Origin of the sequence: Streptomyces sp. NPDC021020 (genome assembly GCF_044333285.1) — a bacterium.
Taxonomy (GTDB): domain Bacteria; phylum Actinomycetota; class Actinomycetes; order Streptomycetales; family Streptomycetaceae; genus Actinacidiphila.
In genome coordinates this window covers 399,600-417,972 of sequence record NZ_JBIRQQ010000002.1, presented here as the reverse complement: position 1 = coordinate 417,972, position 18,373 = coordinate 399,600, and the positions used below count along the sequence as shown (strand labels likewise).

At 77.2% G+C, this 18,373-nt stretch carries 17 protein-coding genes; 8 read left to right on the top strand and 9 right to left on the bottom strand.

Annotated features, from left to right (window positions below):
* Nucleotides 1-19: 19 nt before the first annotated feature.
* Nucleotides 20-751 (top strand): class I SAM-dependent methyltransferase, encoded by a 732-nt coding sequence (locus ACH4SL_RS06230; RefSeq protein WP_398442239.1) that lies wholly within the window; start codon nucleotides 20-22, stop codon nucleotides 749-751.
* 65 nt (nucleotides 752-816) lie between these two features.
* Here the strand turns inward: ACH4SL_RS06230 and ACH4SL_RS06225 are convergent, their stop codons facing one another.
* Entirely contained in the window at nucleotides 817-1,572 is a 756-nt protein-coding gene (locus tag ACH4SL_RS06225) for a Clp protease N-terminal domain-containing protein (protein WP_398442238.1), read from the bottom strand.
* A 98-nt stretch (nucleotides 1,573-1,670) separates the two neighbouring features.
* On the opposite strand from ACH4SL_RS06225, the gene ACH4SL_RS06220 reads away from it, so the two are divergent.
* Both ACH4SL_RS06220 and ACH4SL_RS06215 read left to right on the top strand, forming a co-directional pair.
* Nucleotides 1,671-2,252 carry a TetR/AcrR family transcriptional regulator gene (locus ACH4SL_RS06220; protein ID WP_398442237.1) on the top strand — a complete coding sequence of 194 codons (582 nt, stop codon included), beginning with the start codon at nucleotides 1,671-1,673 and terminating at the stop codon, nucleotides 2,250-2,252.
* 99 nt (nucleotides 2,253-2,351) lie between these two features.
* Nucleotides 2,352-3,113: an SDR family NAD(P)-dependent oxidoreductase gene (locus ACH4SL_RS06215; RefSeq protein WP_398442236.1), complete on the top strand. Its 762-nt coding sequence runs from the start codon at nucleotides 2,352-2,354 to the stop codon at nucleotides 3,111-3,113.
* Nucleotides 3,114-3,415: 302 nt separating this feature from the next.
* On the opposite strand, the gene ACH4SL_RS06210 is transcribed toward ACH4SL_RS06215, so the two are convergent.
* Nucleotides 3,416-5,449: an alkaline phosphatase family protein gene (locus ACH4SL_RS06210; RefSeq protein ID WP_398442692.1), complete on the bottom strand. Its 2,034-nt coding sequence runs from the start codon at nucleotides 5,447-5,449 to the stop codon at nucleotides 3,416-3,418.
* 536 nt (nucleotides 5,450-5,985) lie between these two features.
* Between ACH4SL_RS06210 and ACH4SL_RS06205 the strand changes: the two genes are divergently transcribed.
* Both ACH4SL_RS06205 and ACH4SL_RS06200 read left to right on the top strand, forming a co-directional pair.
* A complete protein-coding gene (locus ACH4SL_RS06205; RefSeq protein WP_398442235.1) occupies nucleotides 5,986-6,828 on the top strand; it encodes an MBL fold metallo-hydrolase in 843 nt (280 codons plus the stop codon).
* Nucleotides 6,825-7,505, top strand: a complete 681-nt coding sequence (locus ACH4SL_RS06200) for a DedA family protein (RefSeq protein WP_398442234.1) — start codon at nucleotides 6,825-6,827, stop codon at nucleotides 7,503-7,505. Before ACH4SL_RS06205 ends, ACH4SL_RS06200 begins: the two co-directional genes overlap by 4 nt.
* Here the strand turns inward: ACH4SL_RS06200 and ACH4SL_RS06195 are convergent.
* The 6 genes from ACH4SL_RS06195 to ACH4SL_RS06170 all read right to left on the bottom strand — a co-directional run bounded on the left by ACH4SL_RS06195 (nucleotide 7,471) and on the right by ACH4SL_RS06170 (nucleotide 14,744).
* Complete coding sequence (locus ACH4SL_RS06195) at nucleotides 7,471-8,493, bottom strand: MBL fold metallo-hydrolase (protein ID WP_398442233.1); 1,023 nt, start codon at nucleotides 8,491-8,493, stop codon at nucleotides 7,471-7,473. The two genes, ACH4SL_RS06200 and ACH4SL_RS06195, sit on opposite strands and share 35 nt — an antisense overlap.
* 90 nt (nucleotides 8,494-8,583) lie before the next feature.
* Nucleotides 8,584-9,798, bottom strand: a complete 1,215-nt coding sequence (locus ACH4SL_RS06190; RefSeq protein WP_398442232.1) for an aminotransferase class I/II-fold pyridoxal phosphate-dependent enzyme — start codon at nucleotides 9,796-9,798, stop codon at nucleotides 8,584-8,586.
* A gap of 396 nt (nucleotides 9,799-10,194) precedes the next feature.
* Nucleotides 10,195-10,863: an HAD family hydrolase gene (locus ACH4SL_RS06185; RefSeq protein ID WP_398442231.1), complete on the bottom strand. Its 669-nt coding sequence runs from the start codon at nucleotides 10,861-10,863 to the stop codon at nucleotides 10,195-10,197.
* A gap of 56 nt (nucleotides 10,864-10,919) precedes the next feature.
* On the bottom strand, nucleotides 10,920-11,345 hold the full coding sequence (locus ACH4SL_RS06180; protein WP_398442230.1) for an SseB family protein: 426 nt from the start codon (nucleotides 11,343-11,345) through the stop codon (nucleotides 10,920-10,922).
* 141 nt (nucleotides 11,346-11,486) lie between these two features.
* Nucleotides 11,487-12,554: an RNA ligase (ATP) gene (locus ACH4SL_RS06175; protein WP_398442229.1), complete on the bottom strand. Its 1,068-nt coding sequence runs from the start codon at nucleotides 12,552-12,554 to the stop codon at nucleotides 11,487-11,489.
* Between the two features lie 132 nt (nucleotides 12,555-12,686).
* Nucleotides 12,687-14,744: a DUF5107 domain-containing protein gene (locus ACH4SL_RS06170; RefSeq protein WP_398442228.1), complete on the bottom strand. Its 2,058-nt coding sequence runs from the start codon at nucleotides 14,742-14,744 to the stop codon at nucleotides 12,687-12,689.
* A 244-nt stretch (nucleotides 14,745-14,988) separates the two neighbouring features.
* Here ACH4SL_RS06170 and ACH4SL_RS06165 point away from each other — a divergent pair, with 244 nt between their 5' ends.
* The 3 genes from ACH4SL_RS06165 (at nucleotide 14,989) to ACH4SL_RS06155 (ending at nucleotide 17,000) form a co-directional block, all read left to right on the top strand.
* Nucleotides 14,989-15,819: a maleylpyruvate isomerase N-terminal domain-containing protein gene (locus ACH4SL_RS06165; RefSeq protein WP_398442227.1), complete on the top strand. Its 831-nt coding sequence runs from the start codon at nucleotides 14,989-14,991 to the stop codon at nucleotides 15,817-15,819.
* Nucleotides 15,820-16,108: 289 nt separating this feature from the next.
* Complete coding sequence (locus tag ACH4SL_RS06160) at nucleotides 16,109-16,558, top strand: hypothetical protein (protein ID WP_398442226.1); 450 nt, start codon at nucleotides 16,109-16,111, stop codon at nucleotides 16,556-16,558.
* 4 nt (nucleotides 16,559-16,562) lie between these two features.
* The gene (locus ACH4SL_RS06155; protein WP_398442225.1) at nucleotides 16,563-17,000 is read left to right on the top strand and encodes an ankyrin repeat domain-containing protein; all 438 of its coding nucleotides are present in this window, start codon (nucleotides 16,563-16,565) and stop codon (nucleotides 16,998-17,000) included.
* Nucleotides 17,001-17,108: 108 nt separating this feature from the next.
* On the opposite strand, the gene alc is transcribed toward ACH4SL_RS06155, so the two are convergent.
* Nucleotides 17,109-18,332 carry an allantoicase gene (alc, locus tag ACH4SL_RS06150; RefSeq protein ID WP_398442224.1) on the bottom strand — a complete coding sequence of 408 codons (1,224 nt, stop codon included), beginning with the start codon at nucleotides 18,330-18,332 and terminating at the stop codon, nucleotides 17,109-17,111.
* Nucleotides 18,333-18,373 lie beyond the last annotated feature (41 nt).

Here is an 18,373-nt window from a genome sequence, read left to right as displayed (position 1 = left end):
GGCCCCTACCATCGACCACATGCTGGACTACGAGGTGGAGGCGGCGCGCTACGACGCGACGCGCGGCGGGGAGCCGCGGGCGCGGGCGGCGGCACGGGCCGTGCTCGCGCTCGTGCCCGAGCGGGCCCGCACCCTGCTGGACGTGGGGTGCGGCACGGGGCTGCTGACCGAGCGGCTGGCGCGGCCGGGCCTGCGGGTCTTCGGCGTGGACGCGGCGCACGGGATGGCCCGCCTCGCGGCGCGCCGGACGGGCGGCGCGGTGGTGCTGGGCGACTGCCACCGGCTGCCCTTCGCCGACGAGTCACTGGACGCGGTGTGCGCGGTGTGGCTGCTGCACCTGCTGCCGGACGCGCCGCGGGTGATAGCCGAGTGCGCCCGGGTGCTGCGGCCCGGCGGGGTGTTCGTGACGACCGTCGACAAGGACGCGGGCCACGACGTGGACAGCGACGTCGACCACCTGATGGCGCCCTACCGGGTGCGCCGCACGGCGTACGACGCGGACGAGCGGGTGCGGGCGGTGGCCTGCGAGCACGGGCTCGGCCGGGCCGGCGAGGCCCGCTTCACCGGGCACGGCCAGGGCAAGTCCCCCGCGGTGGCCGCGGGCGACGTGGCCCGCGGCTACTTCGCGTCGGCGCTGTCCCTGGACGGGGCGGAGCAGGAGGAGCTGGCCGCGCGGATCGCCGGGCTGCCCGACGCCGACGTGCCGCGCGGCGACCCGGTCTACCGGCTGCTGGCGCTGCGCAAGAGCTGAGCCCTTGGCCGGGCAGGCGGGGCCGCCGCCCGCGCCGCCCGGCGCGGGAGGGAGCGGACGCGCCCTCAGGGCGCCTCGGTGCCGGCGGTCTTCGGCTGGTCGTCGCTCTTCCAGCTGATCCGCGCCAGCGTGGCCAGCACCCACTGCTCCACGGCCTGGTGCGTGACGCCGAGGCCGGTGAGCGCCCGGGCGGAGTGCTCCTGGTCGTCGCTGAGGACGCCGAGCAGGATGTGCTCGGTGCCGATGTAGTTGTGGCCGAGCCGCAGGGCCTCGCGCAGGATCAGTTGCAGGGTCTTCTTGGCGGCCGCGCTCACCGGCAGGTTGCCGGCCGGCGGCTCGTCCTCGGTGCCGGGCGTGGTGACGGCGGCGCGTACCGCGTCCGGGGTGGCGCCGAGGTCGGTGAAGGCCTGGGCGGCGAGGGTGTCGGGCTGGGCGAGCAGGCCCAGGACGAGGTGCTCGGGCTCGATGATGGCGTGCCGTCCGGCGCGGGCCTCCTCCTGGGCGGCGCCGACGGCGTTGCGGGCGCGCGGGGTGAAGCGGGTGAAACCGGATTCGGTGAGGTCGAAGTCCTCCGGCCCCTTGGGCACGAAGCGCTTCTGGGCGGCCTGCTTGGTGACGCCCATGTGCCGGCCGATCTCGGTCCAGGACGCGCCCGCGCGCCGGGCCTGGTCGACGAAGTGGCCGATGAGGTGGTCGGCGACGTCGTCGAGGTGCGCGGCGACGGTCACGGCGTGTTCGAGGTTCTGGAGCGGGTCGCTCCCGGGGTGCTGGTTCTTGACGAGGTCGATGAGGTCGTCGAGCCGTACGGGGTGCTTGTCCATGCGTCAACGGTAGGTTGACGGCAGGCTGATCGTCAACCATGAGTTGACGATCGGGTGATTCTTGACCGCTCGTTCTGCCATGACCTAGGGTCCCGAGCATGGCGAGGACCAAGGAGTTCGACCCGGACGCCGCGCTCCAGGCGGCACTCGAGCTGTTCTGGGAGCGGGGGTACGAGGCGACCACGATGTCCGTGCTCGTCGAACGCCTCGGCGTGGCGCGGGCCGGCATCTACGCGACCTTCGGCAGCAAGCACGACCTCTACCTGCTCGCGCTGCGCCGCTACGGCGAGCAGCGCGACGCGGTGCTGCTGGAGGAGCTGTCCCGGCCGGGCCCCGCCCTCCCCGCCGTCCGCGCGCTGGTCGAGCGCTTCGCGACGGAGTCCGTGTGCGACGAGCTGCGCCGCGGCTGCTTCATGACCAACACCGCCGTCGAGCTGGCCCCGCACGACAGCGCCGCGGCGGGCCGGGTGGAGGCCGGCTGGGCCGTCCTGGAGACCGCCCTGACCTCGGCGCTGCTGCGCGCCCGGGCCCAGGGCGAGCTGCCCGCCGGGCGCGACCCGCGGGGGCTGGCCCGGATGCTGCTCGTCCTGCTGCAGGGCATCCGGGTGGTCGGCAGGACCGGCGCGGACCCGGAGCGGGCGCGGGACGCGGCGGAGCAGGTGCTCGCGCTCATCGGCTGACGGCGCTCTCCCGTACGTACGGCACGCCCGTCGCCCGGGTCCGCGTGTGCCCGCGCATGCCCTCTTTCAAGAATGTTCGTTCTCATATCAGGAGACGCAATGTCCGACAGGTTCACCGGCCAGGCCGTGCTCGTCACCGGTGGCGGCAGCGGTATCGGGCGCGAGGTCGCGCTCGCCTTCGCCCGCGAGGGCGCCCGGGTCGCGGTCGCCGGACGCACCCGGGAGGCGCTCGACGCGACGGCCGCGCTCGTCGCCGCCGCCGGGGGCACGGCCGTCGCCGTCACCGCCGACATCACGGGCGCGGCGGACGCCGAGCGCATGGTCGCCGAGGCCGCCGACCGGCTCGGCGGCCTGGACGTCGCCGTCAACGGCGTCGGCATATTCCTCACGCCCGGCCCGGTCGGCGACATGGCCGAGGACGACTGGCGGCGCACCCTGGACACCAACCTCACCGGGCTGTGGCTGGCGATGAAGTACGAGATCGCGCGCATGCGCAAGGAGGGCGGCGGCGCCATCGTCAACATCGCCTCCAACATCGGCGCCCACCGCCGGGCCGCGGGCCTGGGTGCGTACGCCGCGAGCAAGGCCGCGGTGAGCGTGCTGACGCGCACCGCCGCGCTGGACCACATCGCGGAGGGCATCCGGATCAACGCGGTCAGCCCCGGTCCGGTCGACACCCCGATGTCCACCCGCCCCGGCGAGACCCCGGCGCAGAAGGCCGAGCGGCTGCGCACCGAATTGCCGCTCGGCCGCGCCGCGAGCACCGCGGAGGTCGCCTCCGCCGTCCTCCACCTCGCCTCCCGCGAGGCGGCCGCGACCGTCGGCACGGACCTGGTGCTGGACGGCGGCGCCACGGCGTAGGCCGACAGCGGCGCTCCGCCCGGCGGGAGGGCAACTCCGGCGGTGCGATGGCGCACGCCCCGCCGCTGAGCGCTCAGGCGGGGGCGCCATGGGGGACGCGGCCCCCAGCCGAGCCGTACGGCAGCGCGCGGGCCCCCGCCCCGTGCTCAGGGGCCAGTTGGGGGTCGCTCAGCGCCGGGCCGCGGCACCCGGTCTGCCCGGCGGGGGCGCGCCGTGGAGGACGCGGCCCCAGCCGGGCGGTACGGCAGCGCGCAGGTCCCCGCCCCGTGCTCAGGGGCGGGCGGCGGCGCCCGGGGCCGGGGTCACGCCGCGGGGGCGCGGCCCCGGGGCGGGCGGGCGGCGGGCTCGGGCACGGCGGGGGCGGGCTCGGGGGCGCCGAGGCGCAGCCAGGTGTGGAAGAGCGCGTGCAGCGCCTCCGCGCCGACGAGCGGGGTCTCCGGCAGCGGCAGGTCCGCGGGCGAGAGCAGGAAGGGGTGCGACTGCGGGCCGCCCAGCCCGCCGTGCGAGCCCGCCTGCTCCTCGAAGGCGTGCACGGCGCCGCCGCGCGGGTCGACCGCGGAGTTGACCATCAGGTCGGCGGTGTGCGGGAAGGCGTCCGCGCGCAGCACCGCCGCGGCGGCGCCCGGGCCGAAGGGGGCCAGCGGGTCGGGGCCCGTGACCCGGCCGGTGGCGAGTTCGTGCTCGCCGCCGTCCGCGCCGAGCGCCAGCGGCCCGCGCTCCGCGCCGCGTACCAGTACGAAGCCGACGCCCGGGTGCGCGGTCAGCGCGGGCAGCAGGCCCGGACTGCGGCGGCTGATCTCCTCCAGCGTCGCCCGGCCGGGGATGTCGGGGAAGGCCACCAGGCCGAGGTTGCCCGAGGCCAGTACGACCGGCTCGGACCGCGGCCCCTCGCACTCCGCCTCCTCCGCCGCCCGCCGCCCGCGCTCCGGCCGCCGCAGCGCGCTGCGGGCCGCCGCCCGCGCCTCCGTGCCCGTACGCCGGCTGCGCCCGCGGCTCACCGGCGGCAGCCCGCACCCGGCGCGCACCACCTCGCGCAGCCCCTCGCCGTACGCGTCCTCGAATGTCGCGCCGCCGCTCTGCCCGTGGTCGGACAGCAGCACGAAGCGGTACGGGCGCGGGGCGTAGCGTGCGGCGTCGGTGACCAGGCGGATCGAACGGTCCAGCCGCGCCAGCACCTTGCGGGCGTCGCGGCTGTGCGGGCCGGAGTGGTGCGCCACCTCGTCGTACGCGACCAGGTCCGCGTAGACGGCGGTGCGCCCGGCGAGCATGTCGCCGACCACCGCGGCCACCGCGACGTCCCGCTCCACGACCGTGGCGAAGGCCCGCAGCACCGGGTACAGCCCGCCGCGCCCGATCCGCGGCCGGTCCCTGCGCAGCCGCGACGCGGTCGACTCGCCGATCTCCCGGCCCACCTCGGCGACGAACGACCACGCGGTGCGCACCGCGTTCGCGGGGTCCGAGAAATACGCGAAGTAGCCGGAGCGGGAGCGGCTGAACTTGCCGCGCTGCGCCGCGACCGACATCACCAGCGCGGACTGCTCGGCGCCGCCGGTGAAGAGGTTGCCGCGGCTCGCGCCGTCCGTCGCGAGCAGCCCGGGGCAGCCGGTCCGCGCGACCGCCCGCCGCTCCAGCTCGGCCGCGCTGGAGGGGCGGTTGCACACCATGACCTGCCCGGTCTCCTTCTCGAACCAGCGGAAGGCGGGCACGTCGTGGTTGCTGCCGTGCAGGATCGCTAGCTGGCTCGCACCGGTCTGGCTGCTCCAGTCCGTGCGCCACGCGGTGAGCCGGTGGGTGCCGTCGGCGAGCCAGCCCGCGAGGGTCGGCATCGCCGGGGAGCCGCCGGTCAGGGCCGAGCGCAGCACGTCGTGGCCGACGCCGTCGAGTTGCAGGAAGACCGTGCCGGGCGACGTCGGCAGCGGCGGGTCGCCGGCCCGGCGCCGCCGCCGGCCCGCGAGCCGCGCCAGCCGCCGCCCGTACGCGGCGTCGTCCCGCACGGCGAGCGCGGTGCTCGTCGCGGAGGAGGCCGCGGACATCACCGCCGCGATCACCACGGCCGTCACCGGTGTGACCTCGCCGCGGCCGCCGGGCGTCAGATCCAGCGCGACCAGCAGCAGGGAGCCGTTGAGGAAGAACACGAGCGCGCCCAGCACCAGCGCGGGCACCAGCAGCAGGGCCCGGACCAGCAGCGGCCACACCAGCGCGCTCAGCACGCCGAAGGCGCCCGCGCCGTACCCGGCCGTCACGGCGATCTGCGTCGGGCTGTCGCCGCTCGGGGCCTCGATCCGGAAGTCCGGCAGCAGCCACGCCAGCACGGCGAGGGTGGCGGTGGCCACCATCCACACGACGACGACGCGCCCGACCGCCCGCAGAGCGGCGCGCCCGGCGGCCCGCTCCCGCTTCCCACCCGGCTGAGGCACGCCTCCACCCTGCCATACCCCTACCGGGACCTGCGCGGACGTCCCTCCCGGGCCGGGGGGCGCGACCGGCCGTCGCCGGACCATCTGCCGGTGGGGGCTTGTCGCGCAGTTCCCCGCGCCCCTGGTCCGTCCCCCGGCGCGCAGGCCCGGGCCCCCGGCCCGGAGGGGCACGACCGGCCGTCGCCGGACCATCTGCCGGTGGGGGCTTGTCGCGCAGTTCCCCGCGCCCCTGGTCCGTCCCCCGGCGCGCAGGCCCGGGCCCCCGGCCCGGAGGGGCACGACAGGCCGTCGCCGGACCACCCGTGGGCGGAGGGTTGCCCGCGCAGTTCCCCGCGCCCCTGGTTCGTCCCCCGGCGCGCCGGCTCGGGCCCCCGGCCCGGAGGGGCACGACAGGCCGTCGCCGGACCACCCGCCGGTGGGGGTTGCCCGCGCCCCTGGTCTGTCCCCGGCGCGGCATGCGCCGGGCGGGGCGGCGTACGGTGCGGGGAGGGGGGAGAGGAGTGCGGGTGGTGGAGATCACGTGGTGGGGGCACGCCATGGTGAGCGTGCGGGACTCCGGGGTGACGGTGCTCACCGATCCGGTGTTCGCGCGGCGGCTGGCGCATCTGCGGCGGCGCCGGGGGGAGGTGCCGCCGGCCGGGGCGGCGCGGGCCGATGTCGTCCTCGTCTCGCATCTGCACGCCGACCACCTGCATGTCGGGTCGCTGGCCCGGCTCGCGCCCGGCACACGGGTGCTGCTGCCGCGCGGCGCCGGCGCGGCGGTGCCCGCGCTGCGGCGGGTGCGGGACCGGCTGCGGCTGACCGAGGTGGGGCCCGGCGACGTCTTCGACGCGGGGCCGGTGACCGTACGGGCCGTGCCCGCCGCGCACGACGGGCGGCGGGTGCCGTTCGGGCCGCAGCGGGCGCCCGCGCTCGGGTACGTCGTCGAGGGCGCCGCCCGCACGTACTTCGCCGGTGACACCGGGCTCTTCGACGGCATGGCCGAGGCCGTCGGGCCCTGCGACGCCGCGCTGCTCCCGGTCGGCGGCTGGGGCCCCTTCCTCGGCCACGGCCACCTCGACCCCGCGCGCGCCGCCCGGGCCCTCGCGCGGCTGCGGCCGCGCGTCGCCGTGCCGGTGCACTACGGCACGTTCTGGCCGATCGGGATGGACGCCGTCCGCCCGCACGAATTCCACTCCCCGGGCGAGGAGTTCGTACGGCTCGCCGCCCGTACCGCGCCCCGCGTCGCCGTGCACTGCCTCGCGCACGGCGGGACCGTACGGGTCCCCGACGGCGCCGGGCGGGGGACCGCCGGGTGATCGGCCTCCTCGCCACCGCCGCGACGACCACCCGCCCGCCGTCCTCCGAGAGCACCCAGCAGGTCGTCGGCTACCCCTCGCTCTTCCTCCTGGTGGTGCTGGGCTCGCTCGTGCCCGTCGTGCCGACCGGGGCGATCGTGTCCGGCGCGGCGGTCGTCGCCTTCCACCAGACCGACCCCTTCGCGCTGCTCGGCGTCTTCTGCGTCGCCTCCTTCGCCGCGCTCGTCGGCGACGTCGGCCTCTATCTGCTGGGGCTGCGCGGCGCGCGGTCGCGTGGCGGGTCGCGGTGGCTGCGGCGGCTCCACGACCGGGCGGACGCGCGGACGCTCGCGACCGCGCAGCGGCGGCTGGAGGAACACGGAGCCGCCGTGCTCGTCCTCTCCCGGCTGGTGCCGGCAGGGCGGATCCCGGTCATGGTCGCGTGCCTGCTCGCGGAGATGCCGCTGCGGAAGTTCGTACGGGGGGACGTCTTCGCGTGCCTCGCGTGGGCGGCGACGTATCAGCTCATCGGGATCCTGGGCGGCTCCCTCTTCCCCGAGCCCTGGCAGGGGGTCGCCCTCGCGGTCGGCCTCACGTTCGCCATCGCCGCGGGCCCGGCGCTCTACCGCCGGGTGCGGTCCGGAGGCGCTCCGGACGGGGCGCTCAAGGGGTCACGGACCGGCCCGGGGCATCGGTGAGGCGGGAGCCGCCGATGGGGAGGTCCCAGAGGGACGCCCGGGGCAGGCCCGCGGCGTCCCAGGCCGCGCGGAGGCGGGTGAGGGGTTCGAGCGGGGGCTCGCTGGAGAGCAGGAACGTCGCCCAGTGCATGGGCGCCATGACCGCGGCCCCGAGGTCGAGGAAGGCCGTCACGGCCTCCTCCGGGTCGATGTGCACCCCCTTGAGCAGGCGGCGCGGCGCGTACGCCCCGATGGGCAGCAGCGCCACGTCGATCCCGGGAAAGGCGCGGCCGATCCGCGTGAAGCAGTCCCCGTATCCGGTGTCGCCGGCGAAGTAGAGCCGCGGTCCCGCGGGGTCGGTGAGGACCCAGCCGCCCCACAGCGAGCGGCAGGTGTCCGTGAGGGTGCGCCGACTCCAGTGGTGCGCGGGCACGAAGTCGAAGCGGACGCCGCCGATCTCGGTGGCCTCCCACCAGTCGAGCTCCGTGACCCGGGAGAAGCCGCGGCGGCGGCACCAGTTGCCGAGTCCGGCGGGCACGAGGAGCGGGGTGCTGCGGGGCAGCCGGCGCAGCGTCGGGACGTCGAGGTGGTCGTAGTGGTTGTGGCTGATGACGACCGCGTCGATGCGCGGCAGATCCTCCCAGGGCACGCCCACGGGCGTGACGCGCGCGGGTGTCGCGGGGATGCGGCGCGACCAGACCGGGTCGGTGAGCACGGTGAGTCCGCCGATCCGCAGCACCCAGCTGGCGTGCCCGGCCCATGTCACGGCGAGGGTGCCGGGCCCGGCGACGGGCAGCGGCCCGGGTTCGACGGGCAGCAGCGGCACCTGCCGCAGCGTGTGCGCGGGCGGGCGGATGACGCACTCGCGGACGGCGCGGACGACCGTGCGCAGGCCCGGCCGGGGTTCGGTGAGCCGGTCGGCGAAGGATTTCGGCCAGTTCCTGCGCTCGCCGGGCGGGCGCGGCGCGGTCGCGGTGGTGGCCGGCATCCGTTCGCTCTGATCGGTCATCGGGACTCCGTGCGGGGGTGCGGGTTCGTCCGGTGGGTGCTCCGGCGGGTCGGTCGGTCCGGGGGATCGCGGTGGCCCCTCGAACGTAAGTCAGCGCCGGTCGCCCCGCGATCCCACGCCCGCCGAACCGCTGACCTCGTCCGTGCCGGTCAGCGCGCCGACGGCGGCGCCGAGCGCCGCGAGGGCCTGGGCCACATGGGGGACGGCGAGCGGGTCGGCGGCGGCGAGCGCGGTGCGGCGCTCGCGGTCGGTGCGGCCGTGCAGCGCGCCGGTGCCGATCCTGACCCGGGGCTCGGCGGGGTCGTCGCCGAAGCGGTGGCCGCCGGGGACGGTACGGCCCAGCGCCGCGCCGAGCCGCGCTTCGAGGGCGGGCGCGTCGAGCCCGGCGGCGTCGAGCCTCGGGTAGAGCTGGAAACCGGCTCTGGGGGGCCGGCACACGCCGCCCGCGCCGGTGAGCGTCCGGTGGGCCGCGGCGGCGACGCGCGCGTGCAGCCGGTTCGCCGCGGCGGCGAACCCCGTGACCTCGGCGGGCTCGGCCAGGACGTACCCGGCCGCGGCGGCGACGGGCGCCGGGAGGACGGCGCGCAGCGCGGCGAGGGCGGCGGCGGTGCGCTGCCGCCAGGCGGTGCCGTGCGCGGTCGCGGGGAAGCGGGCGAGCGCCACGGGCACGGAGGCCGGGACGAGGGTGGCGCCCAGGTCGGTGAGCACCACCGTGTGGTCGGGCAGCATCTCGGCGGGGCTGAGCAGCACGGTGTCGCGGTGGTGCAGGGTGTCGGAGTAGGTCTCGTCGGAGACGAGCTGGAGCCCGGCCTCGGCGGCGGCCTCGCACGTCTGGTGCAGCAGCTCGGGCGCGGTGACGGTGCCCGTCGGGTCGTCGGCGGCCGAGAGCACCAGCAGCCGCGGGTCGGCGCCGGCCGCGCGGGCCCGGCGGACGGTCTCCAGCAGCGCGAACGGGTCAGGCACCCCGCCGCCCTCGGGCGCGCTGGGCACGGCGTGCACGGGGCGCCCGAGGAGCGCGGCGACGGGGGCCTGCCACGCGGGCGCGGGGCGGGCGAGGACGGGGTCGCCGCCCGCGGCGGCGAGCAGCGCGAGCAGCAGCGGTTCCGCGCCGGGTGCGGCGAGCACCTGCCCGGGGCCGCTGTACAGGCCCCGCCGGGTGAAGTAGCCGCAGGCCGCCTCCAGCAGCCGCGGCCCGCCGCCCGCGTCCTCGCTGCCGGACGTAGCGGCGGCCAGATGCGCGTCCCAGTACGCGGGCACGGGCAGGCCGGGGTCCGGCCGTCCCCCGTACGGCACGCTGATCGCCATGGCGCACCTCCACGTGGCGCTCCGCGGGGTCGCCCCCACGGTGGTGGACGCCCCACGTCCCACCTTCGCCCCTGCGAGGGCTCGGCGCATGCGGATGGGGTCGCTCCGGGGGTGCCACTTGCGGTGGGTACGGCGACCTTCCCGCCGTCGTGGCCGAGCGCGCAGTTCCCCGCGCCCCTGGCGCGACACGCGGTGCCACTTGCGGTGGCTACCGCGACCTTCCCGCCGTCGTGGCCGGCCGCGCAGTTCCCCGCGCCCCTGGCGCGACACGCGGTGCCACTTGCGGTGGCTACCGCGACCTTCCCGCCGTCGTGGCCGGCCGCGCAGTTCCCCGCGCCCCTGGCGCGACACGCGGTGCCACTTGCGGCGGGTGCCGCGGCCCTCCCGTCCGGCGGGTCAGAGGCCGAGGAGGGTCGGGAGGGTGCGCATGTCGGTGAAGACCGTGGTGGTGGGGCCGGCGAGGCGGTGGGCGGGGGTGAGGCCGCCGGCGTAGCCGAAGGAGGGCATGCCCGCGGCGCGGGCGGCGGTGACGCCGTAGGGGCTGTCCTCAACGACTGCGCAGCGCGCGGGCGGGACGCCGAGGGTGCGGGCGGCGAGCAGGAAGAGGTCGGGGGCGGGCTTGCCGCGGGGGACGTCGGCGGCGCTGAAGATGCGGCCGGCGAAGCGGTCGTACAGCCCTGTGTGGCCGAGCGTGCGGCGCAGCCCCTCGTGGCCGGTGCTGGAGGCCACGCACATGGGCACCCCGCGGGCGGCGAGCGCGTCGAGGGCTGTCTCGATACCGTCGACGGCGGTGAGGTGGGTGTCGAGGGCGACACGTACCCGGCGGCGCCATTCGGTGTCCCAGCCGTCGGGGAGCGGGTGCCCGAGGTGGGTGGCGATGTCGACGGCGATGTCGGCGAAGGAGCGGCCGACGAAGCGTTCGATCACCTCGTCGCGCGGCATGGGCCAGCCGAGGCGGGCGACCATCTCCACATCGATGTCGACGGCGAGCCGCTCGCTGTCGACGAGCACCCCGTCGCAGTCGAAGATGACCAGGTCGGGAAGCTGCGCGGGGCCTTCGTTCACCCGCGTGAGCGTAGCGTGCCGGGTGGCCGCCCCCGCGGGCGGCCGCCCGGCGGCGGTCAGTTGCTGCCGCCGACCAGTCCCGCGAGGGCGCGGACGCCCTGGCCGGAGATGCTGAGCGCGTCGGCGTTGCCGGTGTCGATGGAGAGGATCAGGTCGTCGGAGGGCCAGGCACCGCTGAGCGCGGCGAGCTGGACCAGCCGGTAGCGGCGGGTGGTGGGCAGCGCCTCGGCCATCCGGGACTCCGAGGTGAAGACGGGGACGAGCTGCCGCCCGTCGTTCTGCTCGTAGACGGGCAGCTGGATCTCCGGGGGCAGCTCGGCCTCGCCGCCGCCGGGCTGCTCCTCGCTGCCCGGGACCGGCAGCAGCACGTCGCTCACCGCGAGGGTGCTGAGCGCGACGACGTTCTCGCTGCCGTTCGCGATCTCGTGCAGCGCGCGCTGGGCGGGGGGCTGGGCGCCGTCGGGGCTGATGTCGTCGGTCATCGCTGGGTGTCCTCTCACCGCGGGGCGGGCGTGCGGTTGTCTCGCTGACCCCCAGCCGCGTACCCGTCCCTGGCCGGTCCATGCGGCGCCGGGCCGGAAATGGCGCGGGCCCGGCCTCCGAAGGCCGGGCCCGCGCGGACCTCACTCGTACTCGGTGCCGCCCTTGCGCGTCAGGTACGCGTCACCGACGACCTTGGCGATCGCCCGGCCGCCGAGGACGGGGCTGTAGGTGTCGTCGGCGGTGCGGATGACGACGCCCTCGCGGATGTGCACCTCACGCCCCGAGACCGTCTCGCGGCCCTGCGCCAGCTCCAGCACCCGGTCGAGGTCGAAGGGGCCGTGGTAGAGGCGCGGGACGAGCGGCAGGTCGCCGACCGGCAGCTCCGCCGGGTCCAGCCAGCGCAGCCGGCCGCCGATGTCGGCGCACACGTCGAAGGCGGCGTAGCCGGGCACCTCGCGGCGCGCGTCGACGCCGTAGCCGAGGTCCTGGACGCCGTCGCCGTAGACCTCGCCGTAGATGCCGACCCTGGCCGCGCCGAGGGTGCGGGCCAGCTCCGCGGCGAGCGCGGGCAGGCCGTGGCCGCGGACGGCGCGCCAGTACAGGTTGCCGGACGCCTCGGTGAGGGCGAGGCGCTGCGAGCCGAGGCCCTTGGACGTGATGTGGAGGGCGCCGCCGTCCGCGTAGTACGTGAGGCAGCAGGCCGTGCCGTGCAGCTTCTCGGTGACGGTGACGAGGTCGCCGGCGGCGAAGATGCCGGGGTGGCGTTTGAGGTTCTCGATGTCGGTCCAGGGCAGCAGGTCGGGCGCGGACTCGACGTCCCCGCTCATCGACACCGGCACCGGCGGCACCCACTTGGTGATGCCGAGCCGCTCCGCGAAGTCCTCGTCCTCGGCGGCGGCGCGCTCCAGGTCGGCGTCGCCGAGCGCGGCCGGGCGGCAGACGATGCCCTGGGACAGCTCGCCGCGCAGCCGTACCGCCTTGACGCGGTTGGCGGCGCCGCCCGCGAGCCGTCCGGTCAGGCCGAGTTCGCCGATCAGCGGGTCGGGCAGGACGGCCTGCTCGGGGATGTAGACGGCGAAATCCCCCGTCCGGTAGGCGCCCTTGGCGACGACCGCGCGGTACAGGCCGACCTGCGCCAGCTCCAGCGCGTCGGCGTTCGGGTGCTCCGTGATGGTGAGCCGCTCGGCGGTCACCCGCAGTGTGGACATGGCTGTCCCTCCCCCGGTGATGTGGTGGTGGTCGCCCCCGGACCGGCCGGGGGCGCGCACACCACTGTGGCCGCGCGGGTCACGCGCGGGCCAACGGTTTTCGCCGCGGGAGGGGCGGCCGGTGACGGGCGGTCAGCTCTCCTCGGGGCGCATCAGGAAATCGTAGTGCGCGGGCAGCGGGTGCGCGGCGCGGGCCTCGGCCCGTACCGCGTCGGTGATCTCGCCCTCCCCGGCGACCAGCCGCTCGGCCACTGCGGTCCAGGTGTCGCTCAGCTCCTCCGCGCCTTCCCGCAGGTCGGCGAGGACGATCCCGGCGTCCAGCAGCGCGCGGGCGGCGGGCGCGTCGCCGCGGGCGAGCGCGGTACGGGCGCGCAGCAGCCGGATCCGGCCGTCGTCGAGCGGGGCGCCCCCGTCGAGGGCGGGGGCGGCGAGCAGCCGTGCCGCCTCGGCGGGGCGGCCGGCGTCCAGCAGCACGGGCACGGCCTCGGCGAGCAGCGCGCGCTGCACGTCGCGTACCTGCGGCCCGTACTGCCCTGCGGTGTCGGCCAGTTCGTCCCAGGCCGCGGTGTAGCGGTCGGCGGCCCGGTCGGTGCGGCCCTCGACGGTGTCGGCGACGGCCAGCGCGCGGGCGGCCCACGGCGAGGGGTGGGCGGCGAGCGAGCGCTCCCAGCTGCGGACGGCCTGCGCCCGGTCGCCGGCGGCCCACTGGGCGATGCCGAGGTAGTAGTCGCGGAACCACTCGTTGCCGGGGTAGGTGTCGGCGGACTCCAGCAGCTCGCGCCACTGCGGCGCGACCAGGCCCGGGCCGGGTGCGGCGCCGACGGGCGGGCGCGGGAAGACGCCGGCCAGCAGCAGTTCGAGCCAGGGCTTCTGCGGCTCACCCATCGTCGTGGCGTCGAAGGGCGTGCCGGGCAGCCGCAGATGGCCGCGCTCGGCCTCCAGGGCGCCCCAGCCGGAGCCGGTGTGCAGGATCTCCTTGGGCTCGGCGTCGGCCTGCCCCAGCCAGTCGGCGTAGGCGGTGTCGACGGCGGCGCGCGGCAGCGCGGCCTCCAGCCGGGCCGCGGCCTCGGCGCGCGCGGCGCCCCAGTCGGCGCCGTGCACCCGCTCGGGGTCGGCGGCCAGCGGCCCGTACGCCTCCAGCCAGGACAGGTCGGTGTCGGCGGGCATCGGGATGTGCTCGAACTGGGTACGCGCCAGGCCCGCCTGGATCTCCAGGTAGCCGCCCGTGCCCGGTTCGGTGAGCCACTCCTGCCAGCGGCGGCCGCCGCGACCGCGGCCCCACCAGAAGATCTTGCGGCCGCGCAGCAGGTCGGTGGAGGTCTGGACGAGGCCGCGCCCGTCGCCGTCGAGCGCGGCGATCCAGCGGCGGTCGTCGCCGCGGATGTCGAGGAAGTAGTCCGCGGCGTGCTCGGAGCCGCCGGGGTAGCTCACGTCGGGGCCGCCGGGCTCGGGGGCGGGCATTGCGACCTGCCGCAGCCGGCGCTGGTGCCCGAAGTGCCAGGCGGCCTGCGCGGGCGCCAGGACGCGGGTGCGGTCGGTGTCCGGCACGGCGGTGTTGGACCACCAGTAGGCGGGCACGGTGCGGTCGTGCGGGTTGCGCACCCGGATGCCGACGTAGAGGAAGTCGGAGTCCTCGGGCAGCCAGAAGTCGATCTGGAAGGCCAGGTCGCGCAGCCGCTCCCACTCCCACAGCCGCAGCATCTCGCCGCCGTCCGGGGCGGGCACCTTGGCGGCGTGCAGCGGGGCGCAGGTGTGCGCGGCGTGGCCGGTGGCGCCGAGATTCCACTCGACCCCGCCGGAGAACCAGGCGCCGGCGAGCGCGAAGTCGGCGGGCTGGAGGACCGGGTTGCGGTAGAGGAGTTCGCGGCCGGTGGGCTTGTGGACGAGCGAGTGGAGCCGGCCGCCGAGGCCGGGCAGCACGGTGGCGCGCAGCCGGGCGTTCTCGACGACGAGGGCGTCGATGCCGGCCGGCGCGCGGTCCCGGCCGTATCCGTCGAGGACGCGCACCGGCAGCACGGTGCGCAGCGGCGCGTAGCCGATCTGCCGGGCCATGTCGGCGGGCAGCCCGGGGAGGTCGGCCGGGTCGATCCGGTGCAGCTCGCCGTTCGGGCGCAGCGCGGGCAGCGGATTCTCCGGGCCGAGCGGGGCGGCCGGTAGGCGCACCGTCGTGGCGGTCACGGTCGTAGCCAAGGACACCTCATCCGGTTCTCGCTGACGGGCCGCACCGCGGGTGCGGTGGGCCACCGCGGGGCGGGCGCGTCCCACGGGTCTGACGATCACCATGGAACAGCCTTCGCGGCGCCGTGAACAGGCCCCCCGTGGCCGGATTTGGTCAAAGCCCCGCAAGCCGCCCGCCGTTGCGGGGGCGGCCGGTGCCGCCGGGAGCCTCCCCTCGGGGGCCGGGGTGTCGTCCTTCGCTGCTACAACGGAGGGCATGCAGACGTCACCGCCGTCACCGCCGCCTCCCCCGTCCCCTTCCCCCCGTTCCCCCGCCTCCTCGCCGGACGCCTTCGACGGCTGGCTCGGGCTGATCGAGGAGCGGTCCGCCGCGCTGCGGTCGGCGGTGCGCGCGGCGCCGGGGGGCGCCGTGGTCCCGGCGTGCCCGGACTGGACGGTGGCCGACCTGGTGGCGCACGTGGGGGCGACGCAACGGCTGTGGGCCGCGGTCGTCGCGGCGGGCCCCGCGCGGCGGCCGCCCGCCGGGGCGGAGGCCCCGCACCGCCCGCCCGCGGGCGAGCTGCTGGAGTGGTCGGCGGCGGGTACGGCGGCGCTGGTCGGGGCGCTGCGCGCCGCGGGGGCCGGGGCGCCGTGCTGGACGTGGTGGGCGGAGTCGGGGGCCCGCGCCACGGCGGGGGCGGTCGCGCGGCAGCAGGTGCGGGAGGCGGCCGTGCACGTACGGGACGCGCAGGAGGCCGCGGGGGCGGCCGAGCCGGTGCCGCCGGGGGTGGCGCTGGACGCACTGGACGAGCTGCTGCACGTCACCTTCGGCGCGCTGGACGGCTGGCCGGACTCCCCTGCCCGGGTCGCGCTGGTGGCGGACGAGGGCCGCGCCTGGACGCTGATACTCGACGCGACGGGCGCCTCGGCGGTCCGCGGCTCCGCCGGGGCGGGCCGCCCGGAGGCGGACGCGACGGTGTCCGCGCCCGCGAGCGACCTGCTGCTCGCCCTGCACCGCCGGCTGCCCTGGGACGGCGCGGGGCCGCTGCGGGTGACCGGGGAGGTGGCCCTGGTGCGGCAACTGGCGGTCTGGTCGCCGCTGGGCTGAGCACGTACCGTCCTGAACGGGGGTGATGTCCATGTCAGGACGGCACCGGCACACGGCCCCGATGGGCCGGGCGATCCTCTTGTCGTTACCCGCGGCCTGCCTGCTGCTCGCGGCGGGCTGCTCGGCGGGCGGCCACGGCGCCGCGCACGCCCCTTCGCCACCGGCGGCCTCCCCCGGCCCACCGGTCGGCAGCATCGCCCACCCACGGCCCGTGACCTGTGCAGACGGCCGCGCCACCGGGACGGCCCGGGGTACGGGTACGGGGATGGGCGCGGGTACGGGGGCGGGTATGAGCACAGGCGCCGGTACGAGCGCGGCCGGCACCGCGGACCGCTCGGGGGCGCCCACCGCGCCCGCCGCGACGGACGTCAGGGTCGGCCCGCTGACCCTGCGCGGCCTGCGCGCGCTGGCGGACGGCGACCAGAGCGCGTACGGCCTCCACGACTCGGACGGCTGGCATTACATGATCGGCGCCGTCCTCGGCAGCGGCGGCCCGGTCACCGTCGTGATCGGGCCCGAGCAGCGGGCCCGCGCGGGCCTGGAGTTCGGCGGGGACCAGGGCCTCGCGCCGACCCCCGCGGTGAGCTTCCAGGGCTGCCCCGGCGCTGTGACCTCCTTTCTGGGGGCCTTCTTCGTCGCGGGTGACGGGCGGGCGTGCGTGCCACTGGACATCCGGGCGGGGGACGGCGCGCCGCAGCGCGTGGTGGTCTCCTTCTTCGCCGGCCGCTGCCTAGTCTGACCCCATGAACGAGCCGACCCCCGGCCAGGGCCCCGCGCCCGCGGCCGACCAGGAGCCCGCGCACGACCCGGAGGTCCTGCAGCTCGCCTCCCAGGTCTTCGACCTGGCCCGGCAGGGCGACACCGACCGGCTCGCCGCCTACGTCGACGCCGGGGTCCCGGCGAACCTGACCAACGACCGCGGCGACACGCTGCTCATGCTCGCCGCCTACCACGGCCACGCGCCCGCCGTCCGGGCGCTGCTGGAGCGCGGGGCGGAGCCCGACCGCGCCAACGACCGCGGCCAGACCCCGCTGGCCGGCGCGGTTTTCAAGGGCGAGGACGACGTGGTCGCCGCGCTCGTCGAGGCGGGCGCCGACCCGGACGCGGGCGCGCCCTCGGCCGTGGACACCGCCAGGATGTTCGGCAAGGACGGGCTGCTGGAGCTGTTCGGCGCACGCTGAGCCGGAGCGGGGGCCCGCACCGGCCCTCGTCCGAGCGCCGCCGTCCGTCGTACGTCCGCGCGGCGGTCACCCGTACGTCCGCCGCCGGCGGTTCGGCGCCCGCGGCCGTCAGGAGAGCGCGGTGTGGCGGGCCGCGAGCCGCCGGGCGCCCTGCCCGGTCAGCGAGCCGTGCAGCCGCAGCCGGGCGACACCGCCGTCCGGGAAGATGTCGAGCCGGGCGTGGGTGGCGAGCACCGGGGCCGTCAGGAAGCGGTGGACGGTGTCCGGTTGCAGCCGCACCCGGTCCAGAAGCCGCGTCCAGGAGCCGCCGGTGCCGCCGTTGTCCCCGTTGCCGCCGTCCGGGGCGTCCTTGACCCACAGCTCGGCCCAGCCCGCGGCGTTGCCCTTCAGGCAGCCGGTGTCGATCTCGACGGCGCGTATCTCGCCCTGCTCCACGAGCCGGTAGCTGATCCAGTCGTGGCCGGTGTCGCGGCGGCGCCTGGTCTCCCACGCGTCGTCCATCCGCTGCGGGCGGCCGGGGAGCAGGGTGTTCTCGGGCGGCGAGTAGAAGCGGTCGGAGGCGTCCAGCACCGTGCCCCCGTGCTCCAGCGCCGCCAGGTCGAAGGTCCCGAGCGCCGCGAGCCACGCCGGGTCGGGCACCACCTCGCCGGGCACCCGCAGCCGGGCGACGCCCCCGTCCGGGTGCTGGCGCAGCCTCAGGTGGGTGAAGCGGCGCTCGTGGTGGACGGCGAAGACGTTCTCGGCGTGGCCGCCCACCGGCGCCCGGCCGATCAGCTCCGTCCAGCGCAGGCCCGGGTCGAGCAGCTCCTCCGGCGCGGCCGCCGGATCGGCGGCGACCGCGTCCACGGACACCGCCTGCGGGTGGTTGCCGCGGAAGTGCGCGGTGTCGACGACGACGGCGCGGACGACGCCCGGCGCGCCGAGCCGGACCAGCGCCCAGTCGTGGTCGCCGGGCTGCGGGTGCGGGAGGCCGGCGGAGGGGCCGCGCCGCCGCCGGGTCTCCCAGCCGTCCATGACCTTGCCCTTGTGACCGAAGCGCTCCGGTTCGAAGGCGGCGGGGGCGCGCAGCAGCAGATTCTCGCGCTCGGCGAAGAATTCGTCGCCCGCGGCCATGACCCCGGCGCCGAGCCTGCGGTCGGCGAGGTCCACGAGTCCCGCGAGCTCCGCGCGTGCTCGGGTGGCCGCGCGGTAGTCGGCGTAGGGGTCGCCGCCCGCGTACGGGCGGGCGTTGCCGGTGAAGCCGGTCAGGGCGGTGGATCTGCCCGCGGCGGCGCCTTCCGTACCGGCGGGCGCGCCCGCGTCCGTCCCCGATCCCGTGCCCTCTTGCGTCATGCCGTCCGGCCCCTTCCGTCGTGTCCGCTCGCTGGTCCGTG